We start from the raw sequence: 21,287 nt of genomic DNA on the forward strand, positions 1-21,287 counted from the left end.
ATTGTATACCAAAGTGTCAGCTAGAGCTGTATCCCTGTTGGCCGCATTCGCATTACTGCTCTCCGTGTTCTTCACTGCCTTACCGAATGCAAATGCAGCCGCGAGAGGAGCGTGGTCGCCGAACACGGCCTATGCGGTGAATGACACCGTAACCTATGGCGGAGGTACATATACCTGTCTGCAGGCGCATACGTCCCTGACCGGCTGGGAGCCGCCGAATGTTCCTGCATTATGGAAAAGTGGCAGTACCACAACACCCACGCCCACCACACCCCCAGCTACGAATGGAGCCATCTTCTATGCGGACAGGGACTATGGCGGCAAGGCCGTCACCCTGGGAACAGGCAATTATGTGCTGTCCCAGCTGAACAATGCGGGCATTCCGAATGACTGGATGTCCTCGCTCAAGGTTCCGAATGGCTGGACGGTTGAAGTGTATGCGGACGATAATTTCGGCGGCACGAAGTGGACCTACACGGCAAGTTCCTCCTGGGTCGGTGACAGTGTGAATGACAAGATGTCTTCGGTCAAAATCTACAACGGTTCACCGCCAGCGTCCGGCGTCACCCGTCCCTCCGAGGTGCCCAGCCAGATCTGGACCTATGCCATGAATGTGGACAATAAATTCGGCAAAGGCGGAGATTTCGCACTGTTACTAAGCGCGGTGATCAAGAAGGAGAGCAGCTTCGGAGCAGGTCTGCCGGGCAGCCCATCCGCCGGTGACGGATTGATGCAGGTTGAGCCGAACACCCGTAACGCCTATCTATCCCAATTCAGCGCCAAATTCGGCCGTACGTATAATCACAGCAGCGAACAGGATCAGGTAGCCTTAGGCGGACTGATTCTCGATGAGAAGATTGGCAGATTCGGCAACATCTACAACGGACTCTTACATTACAACGGGGGCGACAACTGGTATCCAGGCGCCACCGATTCCTACGGCCGCCCGATTCTGGCGGATCAGTATGCGAATGCCGTCTATGGAACGTATAAGGGGTATGGCGGGCAGAATTAAGGGAGTCCCTTCATTCTCTAAAAAAGAACAAAGACGCTCGGGGAGTTACCCCGCAGCGTCTTTGTTCTTGCGCGTGTGCCAAGCCCAGGTGAAGGGTCATTCCCAATAAGGCACGCCGCTGAAGAGGAACGATTCATTGTTTAAGTAGGCCTTAATCTCTCTACTGGCTAATTTACCGATATGTTCTGGCAGCCATTCTTGCGAGTCAGGCAGGCCCAGCCAGAAATTCATGGTCTCCAGCTGTGCTGCAATGAAGAAGCCCTCTAACCTTTTAATATAGTTATCCGGCAACGGATGGTGCTTGGAATAAGACTGAAGCAACTGTTCTCTGAATGAAGGATGGATGTAGGAGAACGTCCAGCCCAAATCCACTAAGTAATAACCGAACCCGCAAGCACCAAAATCAATGGGCCGTACTTCTTCTCCATCAAACACCAAATTACTTGGAATCAGATCGGCATGAATCATGCCCCAATTGCTGGCTGTCCGCTCCATAGAGTCCATCATGTGAATGACCCGCTCGCCTGCATGCAGCAGAAGCTCCGTATCTCCTGCATCAAGCAGTCCGGCATTAGCGCGTTCCTTCAGCGTATTAAGGGCTTGTAAGATCCGGGAGCCATCAAAGGCCGGGCGTTCAAAGGCAGCAGGGATGCTCCAGTTCGAGGCTTGCTTATGTAACTTGCCGATCAATTCACCTATGGTCCCGGCATCTTCTATAGTAGGAATAAAAGGCTTCTGCTCACCCGCCACCCATCGTAACAAAGTGCAGTGGGTATGGTTCACCTCCGTAATGAATTCTCCGCGAATATTCTTGCAGGGTGAAGGCAGGGTCACATCGGTTTCCAAGGTTAAGGCTTCCAGCCAGACCATCTCGGATTGAAGGACCTCCCGCTTACTCCAGATTTTCTCAAGGGCGTCACCTTTGGAGATATGCAGCCGGAGGCTGTAACTATTGTTGTCCAGATCAGTGACTTTGTAGATCGTATTGCCGCTCTGTGCAATGAAATCAACCGACTTGCAGCTTATAGAGTAGTGCTCCAGTGCTTCCATTGCGGTATTCAAGTGTGCATCCAATCGCAGCTCGCTCCCTTATTTATCAAAGTATAATAGGTACGATATCATAGTTGTTCATGGGCGGGAATGGAACTGTTGACTATATTTGTTTTTTATTGATAGGATGGGAATGAAATGATTAGGAAGGTGATGATCGGATGAACATCCATAACTGCAACCTGAATATCTGGGCTCATCTGCCGGATGAGAGTTGGACGAAAGTAGCTAATATATATAAATCTATGCCTGGTTGGCTGGGCTACACTGGCGGAATTCCTTATTGGTACGGGCAGGAGACGGATGAGATGTTCATAACGGCCTCTGTTGAGCCGAGCGGCTTGTCGTTCTATGCCCAGATGGAGCAGAGTGAGTGGGATTCCTGGATCGGAAGGTTCAAGGCTGAAGCGACGAGAGTGCTGGGGTTTGAGGTGGGGGAGCCGGAGGAGGGGTTTGAGTGAATTTATATGTACCTCACATACTCACCCAAACTTTATAGACTAATGGGCTAACGCTAAAATCGCAATCACAATGTATATTACAACGAAAACCATGAATTGTATTTGTTCTAGTTAACTCAAAGACTAAAGCATACGCTATTTTCTCATCTGTTGTTATGTAACCATCATATAAGTTTCCAATTTCATTGTAAGGGCCGCTATATGCCCATTCATGCGCCTCTCTCGTTGTTTCGAATTGCATTGTTTCTATAAACCATCTTATGGATTTGTCATTTTGATTCAAGCTGATCACTCCCTTTAACATATTGTACATATTCAATAAAAAGAAGAGCAAGGAATTATTACATGTAACTCGAAAGCTGGTGGAAGCATGAATGTAAATCAAGCGATAAGCTTCATTGATCAGGAATTATCAGCTTCTGAAGGAGCTGGAAGACGGAGAGGGTCTACTCTACACAACCACAATGACGGTAAACAACCTGGGGAAGCTTGATGTGTATCAATACATCTATTTCCTGTGTCAGCACGCCAAGCGCCATATTGTGCAAATGCAAAGGGTTATGGATGAGTACAAAGAGGCGGAGAGATTGGGGGATTTATTATGAAAAAACAAACCAAGTACCTTATAGGAATCGGGGCTTTAATCATTATTTTGGTTGCAGCTGTCTTTGTATATAACTCTCAGAAGACGACTTCTTTTAAGAAAGTAGTAACTGATAAAATTAATGTTAATGAAATATCCACCATTTATATCACCCAAAGATCTTCAGGTGTTGAAGTTACGCAAGATGAAATTAAAATTGAAGATCGGGAAGAAATAAATAAGATCATGACTGAGTTCGATAAGTTAGACTTGAAGAATGCACATGACAGAAAAATTAAGTTTGATCCCTATACTTATACCATTCGGATATATGTAAATAAGGAGGCTAGATTCGGTATTGATATATATAACACAATGAATATCTCCTTGTATGACAGTAGTAAGACCAAGAATAGACTACGTGAGTATTCAACCAACAATGCTGAAATAATAAGTAAGCTGGAGAATTATTTTAAATAGACCATGGACAAAAAGGTGTTCTCGAAGGAGCGCCTCTTCGTCCATCGTTTTTGATACCCCCAATTGCCTTCATCATCCTTCACCTGAAATATCTTCCTACTATATACAAAGGGGATTTATCATGAAGAAAACAAAAATACTACTCCTGGTAATTGTTCTGATGGCTTGCGCCTTAGGATTAGCTGGATTGAAAATATTCAAAGATAAAACAACGAGCGAAGTAGAAACATACTTAATAGAAAAACGAGGGTATAACCCTAATGATATATATGAGATTTATACTCAAATTGGCAAAGCTCCTCTGGTGAGTACGACTGTAATTTTTGAGGATGATAGAAGCTCAAGATATTTGTATCGTAAAGAAAATGGAAAGATATATCAATACAGTATGGCTCCTGTTCAAGGTGTGGACGATGGAACAAAACGTTATAAGCATATTGAAGAATAGTTTTAGTTAATTAACTTTACTGGTTTTTTTGCACAAGCAAACATTAAGAGGTATCCCAAGAAGCTATTAAAACAGCTTTTCGGGATACTTTTTCCCTTTTTTAGGTTGGGCAGTTTTTTCATCCGATGTTTTGGGTCAGGAACTGGATCACCCAAAAACGTTGAAAGCACGTAAAGGGAAGCAGTTGGTATTAGTCGAAGCCGTGTAACTCTCCTTCCAAGACAGCGGGAGCTTGACGTTTTCGATATCGATGACTGGTCCTTCGTTAAGTATAGATCCAGTACTTCCCCTGGCCATCCACGGTAACGGTGTGAAGGTCAGACTTTCGGATGTACTTCTCTGCAAAATCATTTAGAGACAGGGTAACTCCTGACTGACGGATCAGGCGGTTAGTTCTTACTGCGGTTATGACCTGAACTCCCTTTCTGTTACAAAATTTATTTTCTCTATGTCACAAAAGCATGTTTTTCTAAGTTATATATATGAAAGGAGGCTTCTAATGAATATAGATACGACGGATTTGGATTCTACATTGGTAAGTATTAAGAAGGGTGATACGCAAGCTTTTGTTTTAATCGTAGATAGGTTTCAAAGACCTATATATCTGTATTGCTATTACATACTCAGGAATCAGGAGGAGGCTGAAGATGCGACGCAAGAAACTTTTATAAAGGCGTTAGAGCATATCGAACAGTTTAATTACAAAGCTTCATTTTCTGCCTGGCTATATAAAATTGCAAGGAATCATTGTACCGATTTGCTTAAAAAGAAAAATAGAGAAAAAAAAGTGTTAGATCTTTACAAGGCGGATAAGCATCAGGAACAAGATCAAAAATATACGGACTTTATTTATGAATGTTTAGATAAGCTCAATTCAGAGGAGAAGCAAATATTACTTTTAAGAATTCTTGAAGAATATAGTTATGACGAAATCGCGTTTATTATGGATTCAAAATCAGTAAATATCAGAAAAAAATATGAACGTATTCGTAAAAAATTAATACAGGTAAAAAAAGGAGTGAACTTATTTGAACAATCATACTGATTCTCAGGATTTTGAGATTGTGAAGCTGAAAAAATTAATTTTAGAAACGCCAGTGGAAATCGATTTAACCGACCGAATTATGCAACGTTATGGAGAAAAAAATATGGAAATCAGAAAGGATAACCGCCGTCATTATAGGGTATGGAAAAAAACGTGGATATCTATAGCTTCAGCTATTATTTTTTTAACTATAATAACAGGTACTGCATTTATTTCACCTACAATGGCAGAATCCATTAAGCAGATCCCAGGTTTAAATAGCATTTTTAATTTTGCAAATGATTTAGGATTAAAAGTCGCAGATGAAAAGGGGTTATTTACTAAAATTGATGTGAGCGATACACAACACGGTTTAACGATGAGGGCAACGGCAGTGTCATTTGATGGAACTCGTGTATCTATTGGAATCGAACGTGAAAGTTTAGATGATAGCCAACTGGGATTAATAGAAGTCGATAATTTAGAATTATATATTAACGGGGATTCCATCAAGAACTATGCAGGCTTAGAAGATAATAACGTAAGCATTTTCATGTCACCTGTTCAAAATAAAGATGCAATGATTTTGGAATTGGTTGATTTAAAAAATCAGGGAGGAAAAGTTTTTCCGAAAAAGTTTGAATTGACTTTAAACTTTACAACTCCTGAAATGAAAGAGGGGTTCAAGCTAGACATTCCAGTAGAAATAAACACGGAAAACAATTTGGTGCTTACCCCGAACATTAGCCGAGAATATGATGGCATTGATTTTAAAGTTGATAAAATTGAATTCACACCAGTGACCACTAACTTAACTACACAGATAAAAATTCCAAAGGATAAGAAAATTTCTGAATTGTATAAATCAAATAGATCAATTGGGTATGATATGTTTGATGAAAACGGGAAAAAAATACAAAAGATCTCTGGTAATGGATGGAGTTCCACAGGTAGTAATATTCAGATATCAGATACTCGGTTTGTACCATTTAAATCTGCTCCTAAAAGTATAATTATTAAACCATATATATATTTATATAAAGAAAACAAAAAGAATGAATTCCTATTGGATGAAAACGGAAATATTAAAGTTAAATACATCCCTGAGTTGCAGATCACCTTACCAATCACAACAAAATAAAACTCCTAACATCGCTTATCTTTAATTTAAAGCAGTTCATTTCAGCAAAACTTAAAAACAGGCTGAAGAATAGTTCCTCAGCCTGTTTTTATTAAAAAAATTATTTATAGATACCAATACTCATAAGTTATCTCACTACTTCTACAAAGTACCAACCCAATAACGTGCCATCACCTTTATAGGCTCCAACCTGAGCGCTTCCATAGCCGATACTAATAATTTTATTACCATCGAGTTTAACAATTGTGCTACCCGACCAAATCAACCAATTACTCCCACTTTGCATTGCGTATTTCTGACCCAGACCAATGAGTTGAACATTTTGATCCATTGTGTGAATACCAGCTGGAACGAAAGTGATTTCCATTCTAGCATTTTCTGATGAGAAATTAGAAGAAACTTCAGTTGACGTTGGAGTTACTGGTGCAGCAGAAACGGCACCTCCCATAGATAGCATTAATGCAGAAATAGATACAGCTAAGAATACTTTTTTCATTTGTAGATCATCTCCTAGTGTTATATTTGGTACATATTACTAATACGACGTGGAATTTAGATAACCTTTTTATTTTTAGGAAATTATACTATAAAAGTGAACATTATGTTAATTAGTAAAATATTAATAAATAGGTTTAGGTCTATTAATATCGTGAATTAATATCAGAAAATTGTTACAAGGACTTCTGATCAATAGGAGTCCTTTTCTGTGTAATTTTAGGAATATCATAGATTTACATTAAGGATTGGGCTATCATCATTACATACAGAGAAATTGTGGAAAATTGAATTTGACCAACTGGGCGGAGGTACACATGGACGAATTAATGAAGAGAATCATTCAATTCCGTGACGATAGGGACTGGAAGCAATTCCATGATCCCAAGGATCTGGCGCTCTCTATCACGTTGGAGTCTAGCGAACTGCTGGAGCTTTTCCAATGGAAGAACAGCCAGCAAGCAATAGAGCAACATTATTCCGGCATGCAGGACGAGATCGCTGATATTCTCATCTACACGCTTACGCTTGCGCATGATCTGCAGATCGATATTAAGGACGCTATCCTTCAGAAGATAGACAAAAATGCGAAGAAATACCCCATATCCAGCTCCAAGGGAAGCTCACAAAAAAGCACACAGCAGTGAATGAATAGGGGAGAGTTCCATGATTATCTATGAATCGACCAAGCAGCAATTTATGGATGATGTGACCGAGGATACGATCGCGGTAAAGATCCATAACCAGTACGTCCAAAAAATCGGCAGGGTTGCTATGGGCGAAATCAACGCCTGGAACAATTCCATGAACTATTTATATAAAGTACTGAACACATCGGACATTCCAGATGACGTAGGAGTTGCGATTGAATATAGAATTCCAGCGACCCCGAGAAGAGTCGACTTCATGATTACAGGCTTGAATGAACAGGATCAATACTCTGTCGTCATTATCGAACTTAAGCAGTGGACCAGCATTGAAGCGATTGAGGATGCGGATGGTCTCGTTAAAACCGTTTTTAACAGAACAAAGACAAGCACACAGCATCCTTCGAAGCAGGCTTGGTCCTATGCCAGGCTAATTCATGATTACAACGAGAGCGTACAGAACGAAGCGGTCCAGCTCTATCCTTGTGCGTATCTACATAACTATATTCGGAAAGATAATGATCCCTTATTGCATCCTGTCTACGACTCATACATTGAGGAAGCGCCGATTTTCTCCAAGGGAGATGCACTGAAGCTAAGAGCGTTTATCACGACCTATATTAAAAAGACCGATAGAAGCAAATCACTGTACCTTATAGAGCATGGCAAAATTAAACCCTCCAAATCGCTGCAGGATTCACTCCTCAGTATGCTCCAGGGAAATCAGGAATTCATTATGATCGACGATCAGGATGTTGTGTATCAAGAAGCGCTAAGATTAGCTAAGCAGGCCCAGTCGGGCAAAAAGCAAGTCCTGATTGTCGAAGGCGGCCCGGGGACAGGCAAGTCGGTGCTTGGCATTAATCTATTGGTAGAGCTTACCACCCGGGAACTCGTCTGCCAATATGTAACCAAGAATAGCGCCCCGCGCTCCGTATACATGAAGAAGCTTCAGCAGAACGTGAAGAAATCGTTCATAGATAACCTGTTCAAGGGCTCAGGCGTGTATTATGATGCACTACCAGATGAATTCGATTGCCTGATAGTGGACGAGGCGCACCGCTTAAATGAGAAGTCCGGTCTGTTCAAACATAAAGGGATCAATCAGACGATGGAGATCATCCGCGCTTCCCGGTTCTCAGTATTCTTCATTGATGAGTATCAGAAGATTGCCATGCATGATGTAGGCAGCAAGGAGCAGATTAGACACTATGCGGAGCAGATGGATGCGGACATCACAGAGCTGACGTTGGCCTCCCAATTCCGGTGCAATGGCTCTGACGGGTATTTGGCATGGCTGGATGATGTGCTGGAAATCCGTGAAACAGCGAATGCAGATGGCTTCGACTTCGAGTATGACATCCGGCTCTATGATGACCCTAACGAGCTGCGGGACGAAATTTTCAGCAAGAATCAGATCAATAATAAAGCCCGAATGCTCGCCGGCTACTGCTGGGATTGGAAGACCGACGGCAAGAACAATCCAGGCGTTCATGACATTCAATTAGAGCAGTACCAATTCTTCATGAGCTGGAACCTGAACAATACGACGACCTGGGCAATCGACCCTGAATCCATCGAGCAAGTAGGCTGCATCCACACCTCACAAGGACTGGAGTTTGACTATGTCGGAGTCATCATTGGCGAAGATATGCGCTATGAGAACAACCGGATCATCACCGACCCGTTCAAGCGTGCGAAGACGGATAAGTCCCTGTCAGGCTTCAAGACCTTGTACAAAAAAGACAAGGACGAGGCCCTCCGCATGTCCGATCAAATTATTCGTAACACCTACCGAACCCTAATGACCCGGGGAACGAAGGGGTGTTATATCTACTGTGTTGATCCTCATTTGAAGGCGTACTTGCAGAGAAGGTTGGCCATGCAGGGGGCGGTGGTGGGATTAGGGTAGGTTAGTGAAGTTGATGTTGAATTATAGAAAGATTTTGAATATAAATAGCCCTCCGTCGCTCTTTATAAGCGATTGAGGGCTATTGCTCATTATCTGAAAAAAAATTTATAAAACATTAACAAAGCATTTGTAGAGTTTGAATTAAGGGCAATATACTCAGTAAATAAAATTGTCTAATTCTTCATTATTCATTGCTTTATTATAGTAAAGGTTCGGGATGATATCATGATAATCTTTTAAAAAGGATTGGTCAGTTTTAGTTTTCTCATTAATATAATTATATCTCCAACTTCGCTCATCTTTTGGAATTGCATTTTTGAGGTCTTTCTTAGTAGTCCTATAACGAGTTTTACCCTTAGGAGTGGTATATGCAGTTTCTTTTTTAGCACGTTCTAGAATTACTCGCATTAAAAATTGGTTTGCACCGAAGAAAAATTTTTTTCTAACAATATTTTTGGGGGTTAAAAGAATCTTATTATTTTCATGACGATAACAAGGGAGAGTTACTTCTTTCCAAGCAGAAGTAGCAGCATCCCAAGTGTTAAAAGTGTCTTCAGAGTTAGGTTCTACTTTAGCAATAGCTAATTGCGCTAAAGTAAACTCATTTAATTGAAGGTGTAAAATATTGGTCATCATATCAGAAAGGCCATCTTCACTAAAGCCTGATATAGTAACTGGTATGTCCATAGGCTTGGTTATAGTCGGAATATTCACAGTCAGCTGTTCAAGATTCTTAAAAGTCTCTAATAGACCTTCTGCTGTATTGCCATGTCCATTGTCACCGTTTCCATAACCTAACTTGGTATAATTAATTTCTCCGGCATAGGATAGTAACTCGATTTTTCTATGTGTGTCATTATTACGATAGGCTCTATAGAATTCATTAAAAAAATTATTCAATAAATTAGTTGCATTCTTATACCAAGCTCCTTGTTGAATTTCGATCAAGCAAGGGTCAATAAATAATGCTTGGTCATCTAAGACATTAATATCTACGAATTCCAAGTTAGAATGTCCAGGTTGAGAATAATTTAGAAGTGTTGAAATGTGTTTTTTTTCCATATTAACCCCTCCAATTGTGTAACTTTACTAAAGTTAACGTAAAGAACTTCATTTATTTTACATCATTATACATGTTTCTACAAAAAAGAATGTAATATTTAGCACAAATAGATTTGCTTAGTAGTGAAGAGGAATAATCAGACTACAAGAGTTCTATCCCTTTCTTCACAAATTTGGGGTTTGGTGTTGAAATAAACATTGGACATCTTCATGGGATTTTGTGGGGAATTTAATTTGTTCATTATTTTGTTTTAATTTAGTTCAATATTCGCATTAATATATTAATTCTTCCTTATACAATTTGATTATCTTAAGGGCTTATTACCAGTGCGAGGTGGAGTGATTACACAGAAGTATAGAGGAACGTAGTCTTAAAATACGTAATATACAAATGCATCAAAAAAGAACTTATTTTCATATGAAATTCTTTTGAACTTATGTATTGGGGGAGATGTGGTGTGGGTTATCCAGCATGGTTTATAGAAACGATTCAAGGTCGATTGGATGAGGTGTGCGCAAGGATTGAACGTCAATCGGAGCCTAGACAAGCTTTTGAAGAAGAGCACAAAGCTTTTCAAGCGTTATTTGCCTCCATCGATATTGCGCGTAAGCCAGAGTTTGAGTATTGGGAGGATAAGCTTTCTATAAAGAACTCCGTTCTTTATAAGCGTCTATATCTACAAGGGCTTAAGGATGGAATGCAACTTGCTAATACATTCGCTTCTCCTTCTGTTCTGTCGGATTAAGATGGAGTATTCCCGTATACAGACTTGAATTTTCTCGCTGAATTAATAATACAATATAAGAGTTAATTTGATTCAGAGAAGCGGACATTTTTGAGAGCTAAGGACGTGTTGTATCTACGTCCTTAGCAAATAAAGTGATGAAGGAAGGACCCTTAATAGGGAAATGGAAATTTTCATCATAGCTTTTAACTATTCAAGATTTAGTCAAATACCCGTACAACTTACTCTCCACAGCATTCTCTAATAGCAGATTCATATGCACAACCGATATAGAATCATTATTCTTATCCAGCATAGATGCCTGTACAGCGCTCGATTGATCGGGATGTGCTTTACCTAAGTAGTAGAATTCGGTTCCTTCGGCATCATCTTTTTTAACGAAAACATGAAGGTCGATCTTTAAGCGGTCTGCCTCAAGAATCGTTTTAACCTCCTCAGATTCAAGTGTTCGTCTACTTCTAGTTGACCATGTTAGAACCTCTGCATTTATGAAGTTTTCTTGATATTTCGTACTTGCTTCGATTTCATCCTGTTTGTGATAGGTTACAAAGATTGGGCAAGTCTGATGTTTTGTTTTATAGCCATAAATAGTTGAGCCCTCATCATTACTCCAATTCAAAAGTTTACAAGAATCTTTTCTGGAATACTTCTTGTATAAAGTTAAGGGTTCGCTACAATCGTACTGTTCATTTTTATGAAATGCAGTCTGAATAATATCAATGACCATTTCTCTAAAATACATGTTATTCTTTAGCGAATTAGCCAACATTGGGTGGAAAACATAATTTTGAGATGGATCAAATTGCACTACAGCTGTTTCTCCATATTTTTTTCTTGTAGGTTCAGTGAAAAAAGATAGGTTGAGTACACGAGTGACAGAATCAATAGTTCTGGAATCTGCTGGGCATCCATCATCTATAAGGGCATTCATATACTCGATCGGAGTAACACTATCTTCAGAGAGAAGTAAGTTTATTAATATAATTTCATGCCTGCGTTTTCCATTTAGAATCTCTTCCGATAGCATCGCTATATAACTTTTCTCGTGCTCTGATAAGATGGGAATATTTTCTTTAATCTTTTGTAGAAAGTGATAATAGCTTGAATGCTCATCAGTGAATATAAGCGGATCAATTGAGTTCGCTTCAATGAAATCCATTAGTTTGGGTATTCGATTAAGGCGATTTTTAAGTTGAGAGTAAGATTCTTTAAGAATCTTGAGTGCTGTTAGATTGCTATTACTAATCGAGCGATAAATTTGTTGAAGGGCAATTTCTTCGAAGTTAATTGTTGAGATGCCCTTAATATAACTGGTGTCCTTCATATGACGACGAATATTATCCTTGTTTTGAGTCTTGTCTCCAGACAGGGCTACAGGAATCAAATAATTATTTTTGTAGTTACCAATAAAGTCGATAATCGTGACGAACTCTTTATTAGGATGCTTACGTAAGCCACGTCCTAGCTGCTGAACAAACACTATACTGGACTGAGTTTGACGAAGCATCACAACTTGGTTAATACAAGGGATATCGATTCCTTCATTAAAAATATCTACAGTTAGAATATAGTCTAGGTTACCTGATTCAAGATCAGTTACACAGTGCTCCCGTGTTTCTTGACTATCACTTCCAGTCAAAGCTACTGTACGATAACCTTTCATATTTAGAATGTTAGACAACTCGATAGCTTCTTCTCTGCGACTACAAAAGATTAAGCCCTTTATGGCTTCCCCTGAGTAACCGTAATATTCAATCTTTTCAATTAAATAAGATACTCTTTCATCTGTGACTAACTGGGAGAATAGAGTGGTATCATCAACGATTTGGCCATTGTATTCAAAGTCAGTAACGCCAAAATAGTGAAATGGACACAACATATCTTCTTCCAAAGCTTCTTGAAGGCGGATTTCGTAAGCAATGTTGTAGTCGAATAGTTCATATATATTAAATTCATCAGTGCGTTCTGGAGTTGCTGTCATGCCCAGTAGGAACTTAGGTTTGAAATATTCGATAACTTTAAGGTAGGAAAGTGCTCCGGCTTTATGAACCTCGTCAATCAAAATATAATCAAAAGCCTCAGCATTAAAATTACTTAATGAGGAGTCCTGAGAGATGGTTTGAATGGTAGCAAAGAGGTACTTGGCCTCTGTTTCTTTACTGTTTCCAGATAAAATACCAAAATCACTGTCCGTACCGCCTAGAATTCGCTGATAATCGGCCAAAGCTTTATGCAAAATTTGTTCTCGGTGTACTACAAATAGCATTCTACTTGGAGCAAAGTTCTTCACGTCAAATGCAGAGAGATAGGTTTTTCCTGTCCCAGTAGCTGAAATAATAAGTCCTTTTACTGCTCCAGTTGAGCGCAACTCTTTTAGATTTTGTAGAGCGTTCTCCTGCATTTTATTAGGTGAGACTAAAGCAGATGCAGTTTGAGGAAACATTTCAGGAGTTAAGGGCGCTGCTAGTCGATCATTACGAGTAACCTTTTGAACCTCTTCATAAAGGATTTGATATAATTCGATCCATCTATCGGTAAGTGGAACAGCATTAAGCCATACTTTTTCAAACTCACTATGGAACTGCCCAAGAAGGCCCCCATGTTTAAATGAGGTTAATTTCACATTCCATTCATAGTTGGCTTTTAATGCAGCGGCAGTCAAATTAGAGCTTCCCATAATGATTGTTGAATGATCTTCATGTTGAAAAACGTAACCTTTAGCATGAAAACCACTTAAATCGGTCAACCGAACTTCTACATTCGTTATTTTTAACAACTCTCTATATATTTTTGGTTTGTTAAAGTTTAGATAATTGGAGGTTAGGATTTTACCACTAATCCCTCTTGATTTCAGATCAGCTAAATGCGACTTAAGAGTGGCTAAGCCACTCTCCGTAATAAAGGCAACAGAAATAATGAAAGAGGAACAACGGTCCAGTTCCTCTAACAAAGGCGTAAGAACATAATCATTAGTGTCCTTATTATTGACTAACAGTTTTGGCTTATATTTATCTGGCGAATCCTGTTGATGGTCAATAAACGCCCAGCTTAATGAACTGTTTAAATGTAGAAGGGGATTGTCCATTTCATTTCCCCAGTGCTTCTTGAATTTTTTTTACAGCAGGAATATCGGCAGGCGCCCATTCTAAAGACATCAATTCATTAGCAGCTAACCATTGTATGGCAACATGTTCAGTTAAGGTTGGTGTACCTTTTAATAGATTACAATAAAAAGTCGTGAGATGAACAAAACCAAAGTCATATTCGTACACAGTGGTCTCTATTGCTTCACCAATTTCGATTGTGCAGTTCATTTCTTCATCGATTTCTCGTTTTAGTGCAGACTGTGGTGTTTCACCATCCTCAATTTTCCCGCCTGGGAATTCCCACATGTAGGCCAATGCTTTGCTGGCTCCCCGCTGTGCACAAAGTATCTTTTCATTTTCAATGATCACAGCACCAACAACATGGATATGTTTTTTCATTAGTCAGTTCCCTCCGGTTATGCAGCTTAATGAGAAAGATATGGATTCTGCATTGATAATACTATTTTAGTATACTTTCATGAATGTTTACATACTGCATATGAGGAAGAGTCCGACCGGCAGAATGCCCTATGGAGGCAGTACAATTTTGCGGGACTGGAGTAAGTTACTTCTTTTCGATTGCTTGGGCATTTTTTCTGTAACAGAACAGAGATTTTTTTACTTTATGAAATGATTTGTGGTATAGTAAAGGCAGAAAAAACGTAGAATACAAAGAGAGCCGTGCTCGATACACGACTCTCGGAGCAATAGCCGCTTTTAAGGGCGGTGGCTTCAAAAGGTAGACCGTCAAAGAATAGACCGTATCCCTTGGGCAGGGCGGTCTATTTCTTTTTGAGGTAATTTAGCAGCGCGATAATGAACATGCCGAACATGAACATCAGGGACAATGCTTGATAAACCTCCATTGGCGTCACCTCCCTTCCGGGAGATTAGCCGACCGCCCATATAAGCCTTTCTATTGCTCTTGCGATTATACCATGGATGGAAAATTTTGAATATACGAACAGCGCAGACCCAACCATTGGATTCCGCCGGAAGAGTGAACTCGTGCTAATGAGAAATTTTAAGAGAATGGTACAATAGGCAGAAGAAAGTATAATGAAAAAAGAGAGCCGTGCTGCTAACACGACTTTCGGAGCAATAGTCACTTTTAAGGGCGGTGGCTTTCGGAATATCAGTTAAGAAATAGACCGAATCCTTTGGAGAGGGCGGTCTATTTTTTTTGAGTTTGGACTAACTTTGAATATACAAACCCAATCCCCCTAACCAAGCCCAAAAGCAGGCCCCCCACCTGCTTTTGGGCTTTTTCCTGTGCCTCATACAATCCCCCCTGGAAATTTATTCTCCCATCGTAATACTTCCACCATGTTCGCCCCGCTGGATATCAGCGATGATAGACCCTGTAAGGTAACGCCAAGCGCGTTCATCCTACAACCGGTTCTTATCGGGCGGACGTAACGAGGCGGGGATCTCTGGTGATCCCGCAGTGCCGGCATGTATGTTACGGTATCCTGTACGGTCCGTTGCGGTAAGAGCAGATAAGGGGTTCGATTCCCCGATCGCCTTCACAGCGACGTTGGTTACACTACTCGATTTCCATCGAGCCACAATTGAAGCACAATCTGAGTAAGGAAACCAATGGACAGAATCCCTGGCGGCTGGTCTAGCGCTACTGTGGCAGGGCTTTGTAATCCGTGGATACCGGCAGCAGGGACGCTTGCGGAGACTGAGGTAAGGACAGAAGGGAACGAAGGCTGGCTGAAGGTTGGGTTAGCTCAGGTCTCAAGTAGTCCTCCCGGATCTCCCGGCAGACGGGCTGTCTCAAGCGTGATTCCGTCCGGGTCCGCAGCGGGATTCTGTCTTCCATTGGTCCAATCATGAAGGGGGTAATACATATGATGTTGAAGCCAATCACGATTCAAGCGGACCAGCGCGGTCTGCTCTTTCATAAGGGAAGTTATGTGAAGCGTCTGCTGCCGGGAACCTACCGTTATTTCTCCTGGTCGCAGCATACTGTGGTGGTACTGGATATTGCTAAGCCTTTTAGCGCTGGCGGAAAGGACCTGCAACTGTTCTTACAGGATGATGAACTCCTGCGGGAGCTTGAGGTGGTCCGGGTACAGGATCATGAGAATGTGCTGCACTATGAGGATGGTCAATTCATGCAGCTGCTGAAGCCGGGGGTGTATGCGTATTGGAATCTGCTGAGGAAGCACACCTTCGTCCACACGGACATCCGTGTGCCGGAGCTGCCCGCCGGAATTGACCGCTCAATCATCGCGCGGCTTACGCCGTATGTGCAGAGCTGCGAAATCGCCAGCCACGAGCTGGGGTTCCTGTTCTATGATCATACGCTCCAGCGGGAGCTGACGCCGGGGAAATATTATTTCTGGAAGGGACCGGTCTCGGTGCTGACCAAGAAGGTCGATCTGAGACAGCAGCAGATGGACCTGCTCGGCCAGGAGATGATGACCGAAGATAAGGTTACGCTGCGCCTGAACTTCGTCTGCCAGTACCGGATCGTAAGTCCGCACCGTGTGCTGGAGCTGAAGGATTTCGATGAGCAGATTCACATCCAGCTTCAGCTCCTGCTGCGGGAGTATGTCGGGACGCTGAGATTGGACGATCTGCTGAAGCAGAAGGAGGATGTGGCGACCTTCATTCTGTCCCGTATCCAGGAGAAGGAGGAAGAGTTCGGGGTGCGCTTCCTCGGGGCGGGGGTGAAGGATGTGATTCTGCCGGGAGACATGAAAGACATCCTGAACACGGTGCTGCTCGCTGAGAAAAAAGCCCAGGCCAACCTGCTCACCCGCCGGGAAGAGACAGCCTCGACACGCAGCCTGCTGAATACGGCGAAGCTGATGGATGAGAATCAGACGCTGTTCCGGCTTAAGGAGCTGGAATTCCTCGAGAAGATATGCGACCGGATCGGTTCTATCTCGGTTACGGGCGGCGGCGATCTGCTGGAGCGGTTAAGCTCGCTCATCGGCGCAAGTAAATAGACAAGAATCGCCCTCCACACAGCTCAGCTTATGAGCTAGTGGAGGGCGATTCTTGTTGTATGAGAAGCTCCTTACATCTGTACGTTTCACCTAATCTACTTCACCAACCCCGTCAAATACCCGTAATGCTCCCCCTCCATCTGGTCCAGAGGGATGAAGCGGATAGAGGCGCTGTTGATGCAGTAGCGCTTGCCGCCGCGATCTGCGGGACCGTCGTCGAAGACATGGCCCAGGTGGATGTCGCCGGATTGGCTGCGGACCTCGGTGCGTTCCATGCTGAAGCTGGTATCCGTATCATAGGTGACGACTTGCGGGGCAATCGGCTTCGTGAAGCTCGGCCAGCCGCAGCCGGAGTCGTATTTATCCTTGCTGGAGAAGAGGGGCTGACCTGTGGCGATATCGACATACAAGCCAGGATCGTAGTTATCCCAATAGTCGTTGCTGAAGGCACGCTCGGTGTCATTATTGACGGCTACCGCGTATTGGTCGGCGGTTAATCGCTCCTTCAGTTCTGCGTCGGAAGGGCGCGGGTACTGGGCCGGATCGATAACCGGCTCTTGCTCATCCAGGATGCTTAAGTCAATGTGGCAATACCCGTTCGGGTTCTTCGCCAAGTAGTCCTGATGATATTCCTCCGCCAGATAGTAGTTCTCCAGAGGAAGGACTTCCGTTACGATCTTCTTGTCATACTTGGTCTGCTCCTGCGCTACAGCCTGCTGGATAACAGCCGCATCCTCCGGGGACGAATAGTAGATTCCTGTCCGGTATTGAATGCCCCGGTCATTGCCTTGCTTGTTCAGGCTGGTCGGGTCAACGACCTTGAAGTAAGCTTCCAGGAGCTGCTTCAGGGTGACCTGCTTCGGATCATACTTCACATGCACAGTCTCCGCGAACCCCCGGTCCCCGCGAATAACATCCTCATAGGTCGGATTCTCGCCTGTCCCGTTGGCATAGCCGGAGGTGACATCCTGAACTCCTTGAATGCGGGCCATATACGCTTCCACGCCCCAGAAGCAACCGCCCGCCAGGTACAGGCTACGCAGATCCTTCTCGGCTATAGCTGCGGTCTTGACCGCTGGAACCGGAGCGGCGGCTGAGGCGGAACTCATTCCCGCGAAGGTATCCTTAATCTGCTCGTTGGAGGCATGACCCGGGAGGGATTTTACCAGCAGCCCTTCTTCATCGATATAAAAAGAGCTCGGATATGCCCGTACCTGAAACTCCTTAGCCCATGTCCCGTCTTCATCGAGCAGCACAGTCAGATTGTCATACGACTGCTTGCTGAACCAGTCCGTGAACTCCTTGGCAGATTTCTCGCCTTTGTAGCCGGGAGTTACAATCGATACCACCTGGAAATCCTTCTCCTGTCCGGCCAGCGTATTCAGGTCCTCCAGACCGGCAAGACAGATGGAGCACCAGGAGGCCCAGTATTTTACATAGACCTTTTTGCCTTTCAGATCCTCGAGCTTCATAGGGTCGCCCTTCAGATCATTTAACGCGAATGCGGGTGCTGGCTTCCCCTTGCTCATGGCAGCCGGGGAGTCCGTCTTGCCGGATGCTGTATCGGGCTTCGCGCCGCATGCGGCCAGGATCGACAGCAGGCCGCCAATCACCAGCATATATCCCATCCGCTTCCATATCTTTTTCATGCCTGATTCCTCCTCCCGTTATTGAATCCAGCTCACAATCGTATTCAGCTGGTCTGTCATTAGCAGCAGCCCCATGGCGATCAGCATACAGCCGGAGGCGATCTTAATTCCACCCATGAACCGGTACAAGCGGCGAATCCGCTGCACCAGAACTTCCGAGAAGACGGATAGTATGAGAAAAGGAATCGCCAGACCCAGCGTGTACAGCAGCATGAGGAACCCTCCATAGGCAGGGGAGCCTTCCCCGGCGGCGATGCTGAGAATGCCCGCAAGTACCGGGCCGATGCACGGCGTCCACCCGAAGCTGAACGTCAGGCCGAGCAGGAAGGCCCCGATATAGCCGCCGCGTGCTGCGCGGGGACTGGACAGCCTTTTTTCCCGTTCCAGCCAGGAGATCTTGATCAGTCCGGTCTGGTAGATTCCGAATAAGATGACAATCGCTCCGCAGACGGCAATGAACCTGGAGCTTGAAATGACACTGCCAAGAATACCGGAGCCGAAGCCCAGGGTAATGAAGACCACAGACAGTCCAAGCACGAAGATTAACGTCCGCAGCATGAATACCGAACGGAACCGCATGGAGCCTGTGTCCACCCCTCCCTGATTCACATTGCCCGCCAGGCTTCCGGACAGATACGAGACATAGACCGGAAGCAGCGGCAGAATACAGGGTGCAAAAAACGATAATACCCCTGCGCCGAAGACGCCGAACAGGAATACAAAATCACCAGCCATCTCTGTCACCACCTATATGAATACTGCTTCTCTAACGCTAAGGCTTACCGGCTGGTGTAGATGGGGACCGTGAACCAGAAGCAGCTTCCAGAACCCTTAGTGCTCTCTACACCAATCTTGCCGCCATGCAGCTCCACAATGGATTGTGCAATGGCAAGACCCAGACCGGCGCCTCCGCTATTCTTACTGCGTGATTTATCTATCCGGTAGAACCGCTCGAAGATCCGTGAGGTCTCCGCCGCATCGATTCCCTGACCCTCATCGCTCACAGCGATCCGCAGGAACGGCCCTTCCTCAGCGGCGGACAGCACGATATGGCCTTCTTCAGGGGAATGTTGAATCGCATTCTGCACAAGATTGGACAGTACCCGCTTAATCTGCGTGGGCATCATCAGGGCCGCGGGCAGCTTATCCGGCAGCTCAATCTCGACCTTCAGCCGCTTCTCCGCCAGATGGAAGGAGAAGCTCTCCAGCGTGCTGATCAGCAGCTCATCTGCATGGCAGGGCTGCGGGTCGAAGGTTCCGCCGCTGGCCTCCAGGCTGGATAGTTCAAAGAGGTCCTGGATCAGCCCCGCCAGCCGCTTCGTCTCCAGCCGGATCGTATTCAGATACCGCTGGAAGGTCTCTTCGTCCTTGATCACATCATCCTCCAGCGCCTCCACGAATGACTGAATGGAGGCAAGAGGGGTCCGCAGATCGTGCGAGACATTCGCGATCAGCTCCCGCCGGGCGGACTCGGACTGGTGGAGATGGTCGAAGCTCTCTTTTAACTTACTGCTCATCTCATTGAATTGCCGGGCCATCAGCTTGAACTCGTGCGGGCCGATCGTGGGAACTTCGGTGTGGAAATCCCCCTTGGCAATCCGTACCGTCTGCTCGGTAATCCGGGCAATGGACTTCTCCACCGGCCGCGTCAGCAGATGCTGAACGATGAAGGAGAACACGCCGATCCCGGCTGTGATGCCGGACAGATAATATAGCTGATCGATGGTCAGCAGCATTTTGGAATAACTGACGAACAGACAGATCAACAATACGCCGATCCCCGTGAGACTGGACAACATTAGATACGTACGCAGTTTCATTAGATGCCATCACCCGCAAACTTATAGCCGATTCCCCAGACCGTCTTGATGTATTGCGGGTCGGAGGGAGTCTGCTCGATCTTCTCGCGTAATCTCCTAATATGCACCGTAACGGTAGTCGTATCTCCTTCATAGCTGAAATCCCAGATCTTGCTCAGCATCTGCGTCCGGGAGAACACCTGCCCCGGATGGCTCGCCAGCAGATAGAGCATTTCGAATTCGGTCACCGTCAAGTCAATCGCCTGCCCGCTGATCTCCACGGTACGCTTCCCGACATCGATAGTCAGTCCTTCGTACTTGATCGTGTGCTCAGCGGCGGTAGCCGGCGATACCTGCACATATCTCATTCTGCGCAGAATCGCCTGCACCCGCAGTACGAGCTCCCTTGGACTGAAGGGCTTGGTCAGATAATCATCCGCCCCCATCGTCAGCCCCATCAGCCGGTCCTGTTCCTCGCCGCGCGCCGTCAGCATGATGATCGGAAGATCTTCGGTCTGCCGGATCTCGCTGCACACTTCCCAGCCATTCTTATGCGGCATCATGAGGTCGAGCACAATCAGGCTTGGAGACTGGCTGCGCCATAGCTCTAGCGCCTCCAAGCCGTCCTTGGCGGTGGTGACCAGATACCCTTCCCGTTCCAGATATCTGCGGCACACATCGGTAATATTCGGATCATCATCCGCGACCAGCACTCGTTCATTCATC

General features: G+C 44.4%; 20 protein-coding genes. 10 read left to right on the forward strand and 10 right to left on the reverse strand.

The window, feature by feature from the left end:
- Nucleotide 1: 1 nt before the first annotated feature.
- Nucleotides 2-1,015 carry a carbohydrate-binding protein gene (locus tag ACFSX3_RS04080; protein ID WP_209991989.1) on the forward strand — a complete coding sequence of 338 codons (1,014 nt, stop codon included), beginning with the start codon at nt 2-4 and terminating at the stop codon, nt 1,013-1,015.
- Nucleotides 1,016-1,111: 96 nt separating this feature from the next.
- Here ACFSX3_RS04080 and ACFSX3_RS04085 read toward each other — a convergent pair whose 3' ends face one another.
- The gene (locus ACFSX3_RS04085) at nt 1,112-2,089 is read right to left on the reverse strand and encodes a phosphotransferase enzyme family protein (protein WP_209991988.1); all 978 of its coding nucleotides are present in this window, start codon (nt 2,087-2,089) and stop codon (nt 1,112-1,114) included.
- 137 nt (nt 2,090-2,226) lie between these two features.
- On the opposite strand from ACFSX3_RS04085, the gene ACFSX3_RS04090 reads away from it, so the two are divergent.
- The 5 genes from ACFSX3_RS04090 to ACFSX3_RS04110 all read left to right on the forward strand — a co-directional run bounded on the left by ACFSX3_RS04090 (nt 2,227) and on the right by ACFSX3_RS04110 (nt 6,202).
- Nucleotides 2,227-2,526 carry a hypothetical protein gene (locus tag ACFSX3_RS04090; protein WP_209991987.1) on the forward strand — a complete coding sequence of 100 codons (300 nt, stop codon included), beginning with the start codon at nt 2,227-2,229 and terminating at the stop codon, nt 2,524-2,526.
- 601 nt (nt 2,527-3,127) lie between these two features.
- Complete coding sequence (locus ACFSX3_RS04095) at nt 3,128-3,589, forward strand: hypothetical protein (protein WP_209991985.1); 462 nt, start codon at nt 3,128-3,130, stop codon at nt 3,587-3,589.
- Between the two features lie 121 nt (nt 3,590-3,710).
- Complete coding sequence (locus ACFSX3_RS04100) at nt 3,711-4,037, forward strand: DUF3139 domain-containing protein (protein ID WP_209991984.1); 327 nt, start codon at nt 3,711-3,713, stop codon at nt 4,035-4,037.
- Between the two features lie 499 nt (nt 4,038-4,536).
- The gene (locus ACFSX3_RS04105; RefSeq protein WP_209991983.1) at nt 4,537-5,082 is read left to right on the forward strand and encodes an RNA polymerase sigma factor; all 546 of its coding nucleotides are present in this window, start codon (nt 4,537-4,539) and stop codon (nt 5,080-5,082) included.
- A complete protein-coding gene (locus ACFSX3_RS04110) occupies nt 5,066-6,202 on the forward strand; it encodes a DUF4179 domain-containing protein (RefSeq protein WP_209991982.1) in 1,137 nt (378 codons plus the stop codon). The genes ACFSX3_RS04105 and ACFSX3_RS04110 overlap by 17 nt, the downstream gene beginning before the upstream one ends.
- Nucleotides 6,203-6,329: 127 nt before the next feature.
- Here ACFSX3_RS04110 and ACFSX3_RS04115 read toward each other — a convergent pair whose 3' ends face one another.
- Nucleotides 6,330-6,698, reverse strand: coding sequence for a hypothetical protein (locus ACFSX3_RS04115; RefSeq protein ID WP_209991981.1), 369 nt, complete (start codon nt 6,696-6,698; stop codon nt 6,330-6,332).
- Between the two features lie 316 nt (nt 6,699-7,014).
- Here ACFSX3_RS04115 and ACFSX3_RS04120 point away from each other — a divergent pair, with 316 nt between their 5' ends.
- Both ACFSX3_RS04120 and ACFSX3_RS04125 read left to right on the forward strand, forming a co-directional pair.
- A complete protein-coding gene (locus ACFSX3_RS04120) occupies nt 7,015-7,344 on the forward strand; it encodes a nucleotide pyrophosphohydrolase (protein ID WP_209991980.1) in 330 nt (109 codons plus the stop codon).
- A 19-nt stretch (nt 7,345-7,363) separates the two neighbouring features.
- Nucleotides 7,364-9,256, forward strand: a complete 1,893-nt coding sequence (locus ACFSX3_RS04125) for a DNA/RNA helicase domain-containing protein (protein ID WP_209991979.1) — start codon at nt 7,364-7,366, stop codon at nt 9,254-9,256.
- A gap of 156 nt (nt 9,257-9,412) precedes the next feature.
- On the opposite strand, the gene ACFSX3_RS04130 is transcribed toward ACFSX3_RS04125, so the two are convergent.
- Nucleotides 9,413-10,318, reverse strand: coding sequence for a hypothetical protein (locus ACFSX3_RS04130; protein WP_209991978.1), 906 nt, complete (start codon nt 10,316-10,318; stop codon nt 9,413-9,415).
- A gap of 458 nt (nt 10,319-10,776) precedes the next feature.
- On the opposite strand from ACFSX3_RS04130, the gene ACFSX3_RS04135 reads away from it, so the two are divergent.
- Nucleotides 10,777-11,064 (forward strand): hypothetical protein, encoded by a 288-nt coding sequence (locus ACFSX3_RS04135; protein ID WP_209992074.1) that lies wholly within the window; start codon nt 10,777-10,779, stop codon nt 11,062-11,064.
- Nucleotides 11,065-11,257: 193 nt separating this feature from the next.
- Here ACFSX3_RS04135 and ACFSX3_RS04140 read toward each other — a convergent pair whose 3' ends face one another.
- The 3 genes from ACFSX3_RS04140 to ACFSX3_RS04150 form a co-directional block, all read right to left on the reverse strand.
- Nucleotides 11,258-14,149: a DUF3427 domain-containing protein gene (locus ACFSX3_RS04140; RefSeq protein ID WP_209991977.1), complete on the reverse strand. Its 2,892-nt coding sequence runs from the start codon at nt 14,147-14,149 to the stop codon at nt 11,258-11,260.
- 1 nt (nt 14,150) lies between these two features.
- Entirely contained in the window at nt 14,151-14,549 is a 399-nt protein-coding gene (locus tag ACFSX3_RS04145) for a (deoxy)nucleoside triphosphate pyrophosphohydrolase (RefSeq protein ID WP_076080327.1), read from the reverse strand.
- A gap of 383 nt (nt 14,550-14,932) precedes the next feature.
- Nucleotides 14,933-15,016, reverse strand: a complete 84-nt coding sequence (locus tag ACFSX3_RS04150) for a putative holin-like toxin (protein WP_219214875.1) — start codon at nt 15,014-15,016, stop codon at nt 14,933-14,935.
- Nucleotides 15,017-16,009: 993 nt separating this feature from the next.
- On the opposite strand from ACFSX3_RS04150, the gene ACFSX3_RS04155 reads away from it, so the two are divergent.
- Nucleotides 16,010-17,113, forward strand: coding sequence for a slipin family protein (locus ACFSX3_RS04155; protein ID WP_209992067.1), 1,104 nt, complete (start codon nt 16,010-16,012; stop codon nt 17,111-17,113).
- A gap of 95 nt (nt 17,114-17,208) precedes the next feature.
- Here ACFSX3_RS04155 and msrAB read toward each other — a convergent pair whose 3' ends face one another.
- The 4 genes from msrAB to ACFSX3_RS04175 are packed head-to-tail and all read right to left on the reverse strand — an operon-like array spanning nt 17,209 to nt 21,286.
- A complete protein-coding gene (gene msrAB / locus ACFSX3_RS04160; protein WP_209991976.1) occupies nt 17,209-18,762 on the reverse strand; it encodes a bifunctional peptide-methionine (S)-S-oxide reductase MsrA/peptide-methionine (R)-S-oxide reductase MsrB in 1,554 nt (517 codons plus the stop codon).
- 18 nt (nt 18,763-18,780) lie between these two features.
- Nucleotides 18,781-19,497: a cytochrome c biogenesis CcdA family protein gene (locus tag ACFSX3_RS04165; protein WP_209991975.1), complete on the reverse strand. Its 717-nt coding sequence runs from the start codon at nt 19,495-19,497 to the stop codon at nt 18,781-18,783.
- Between the two features lie 44 nt (nt 19,498-19,541).
- Nucleotides 19,542-20,582, reverse strand: a complete 1,041-nt coding sequence (locus ACFSX3_RS04170) for a sensor histidine kinase (protein ID WP_076158673.1) — start codon at nt 20,580-20,582, stop codon at nt 19,542-19,544.
- A complete protein-coding gene (locus ACFSX3_RS04175; RefSeq protein ID WP_209991974.1) occupies nt 20,582-21,286 on the reverse strand; it encodes a response regulator transcription factor in 705 nt (234 codons plus the stop codon). Before ACFSX3_RS04175 ends, ACFSX3_RS04170 begins: the two co-directional genes overlap by 1 nt.
- Between the last annotated feature and the right edge of the window lies 1 nt (nt 21,287).

Source organism: Paenibacillus rhizoplanae, from assembly GCF_042684125.1.
In the GTDB taxonomy this organism is placed as follows: Bacteria; Bacillota; Bacilli; order Paenibacillales; family Paenibacillaceae; genus Paenibacillus_AQ; species Paenibacillus_AQ rhizoplanae.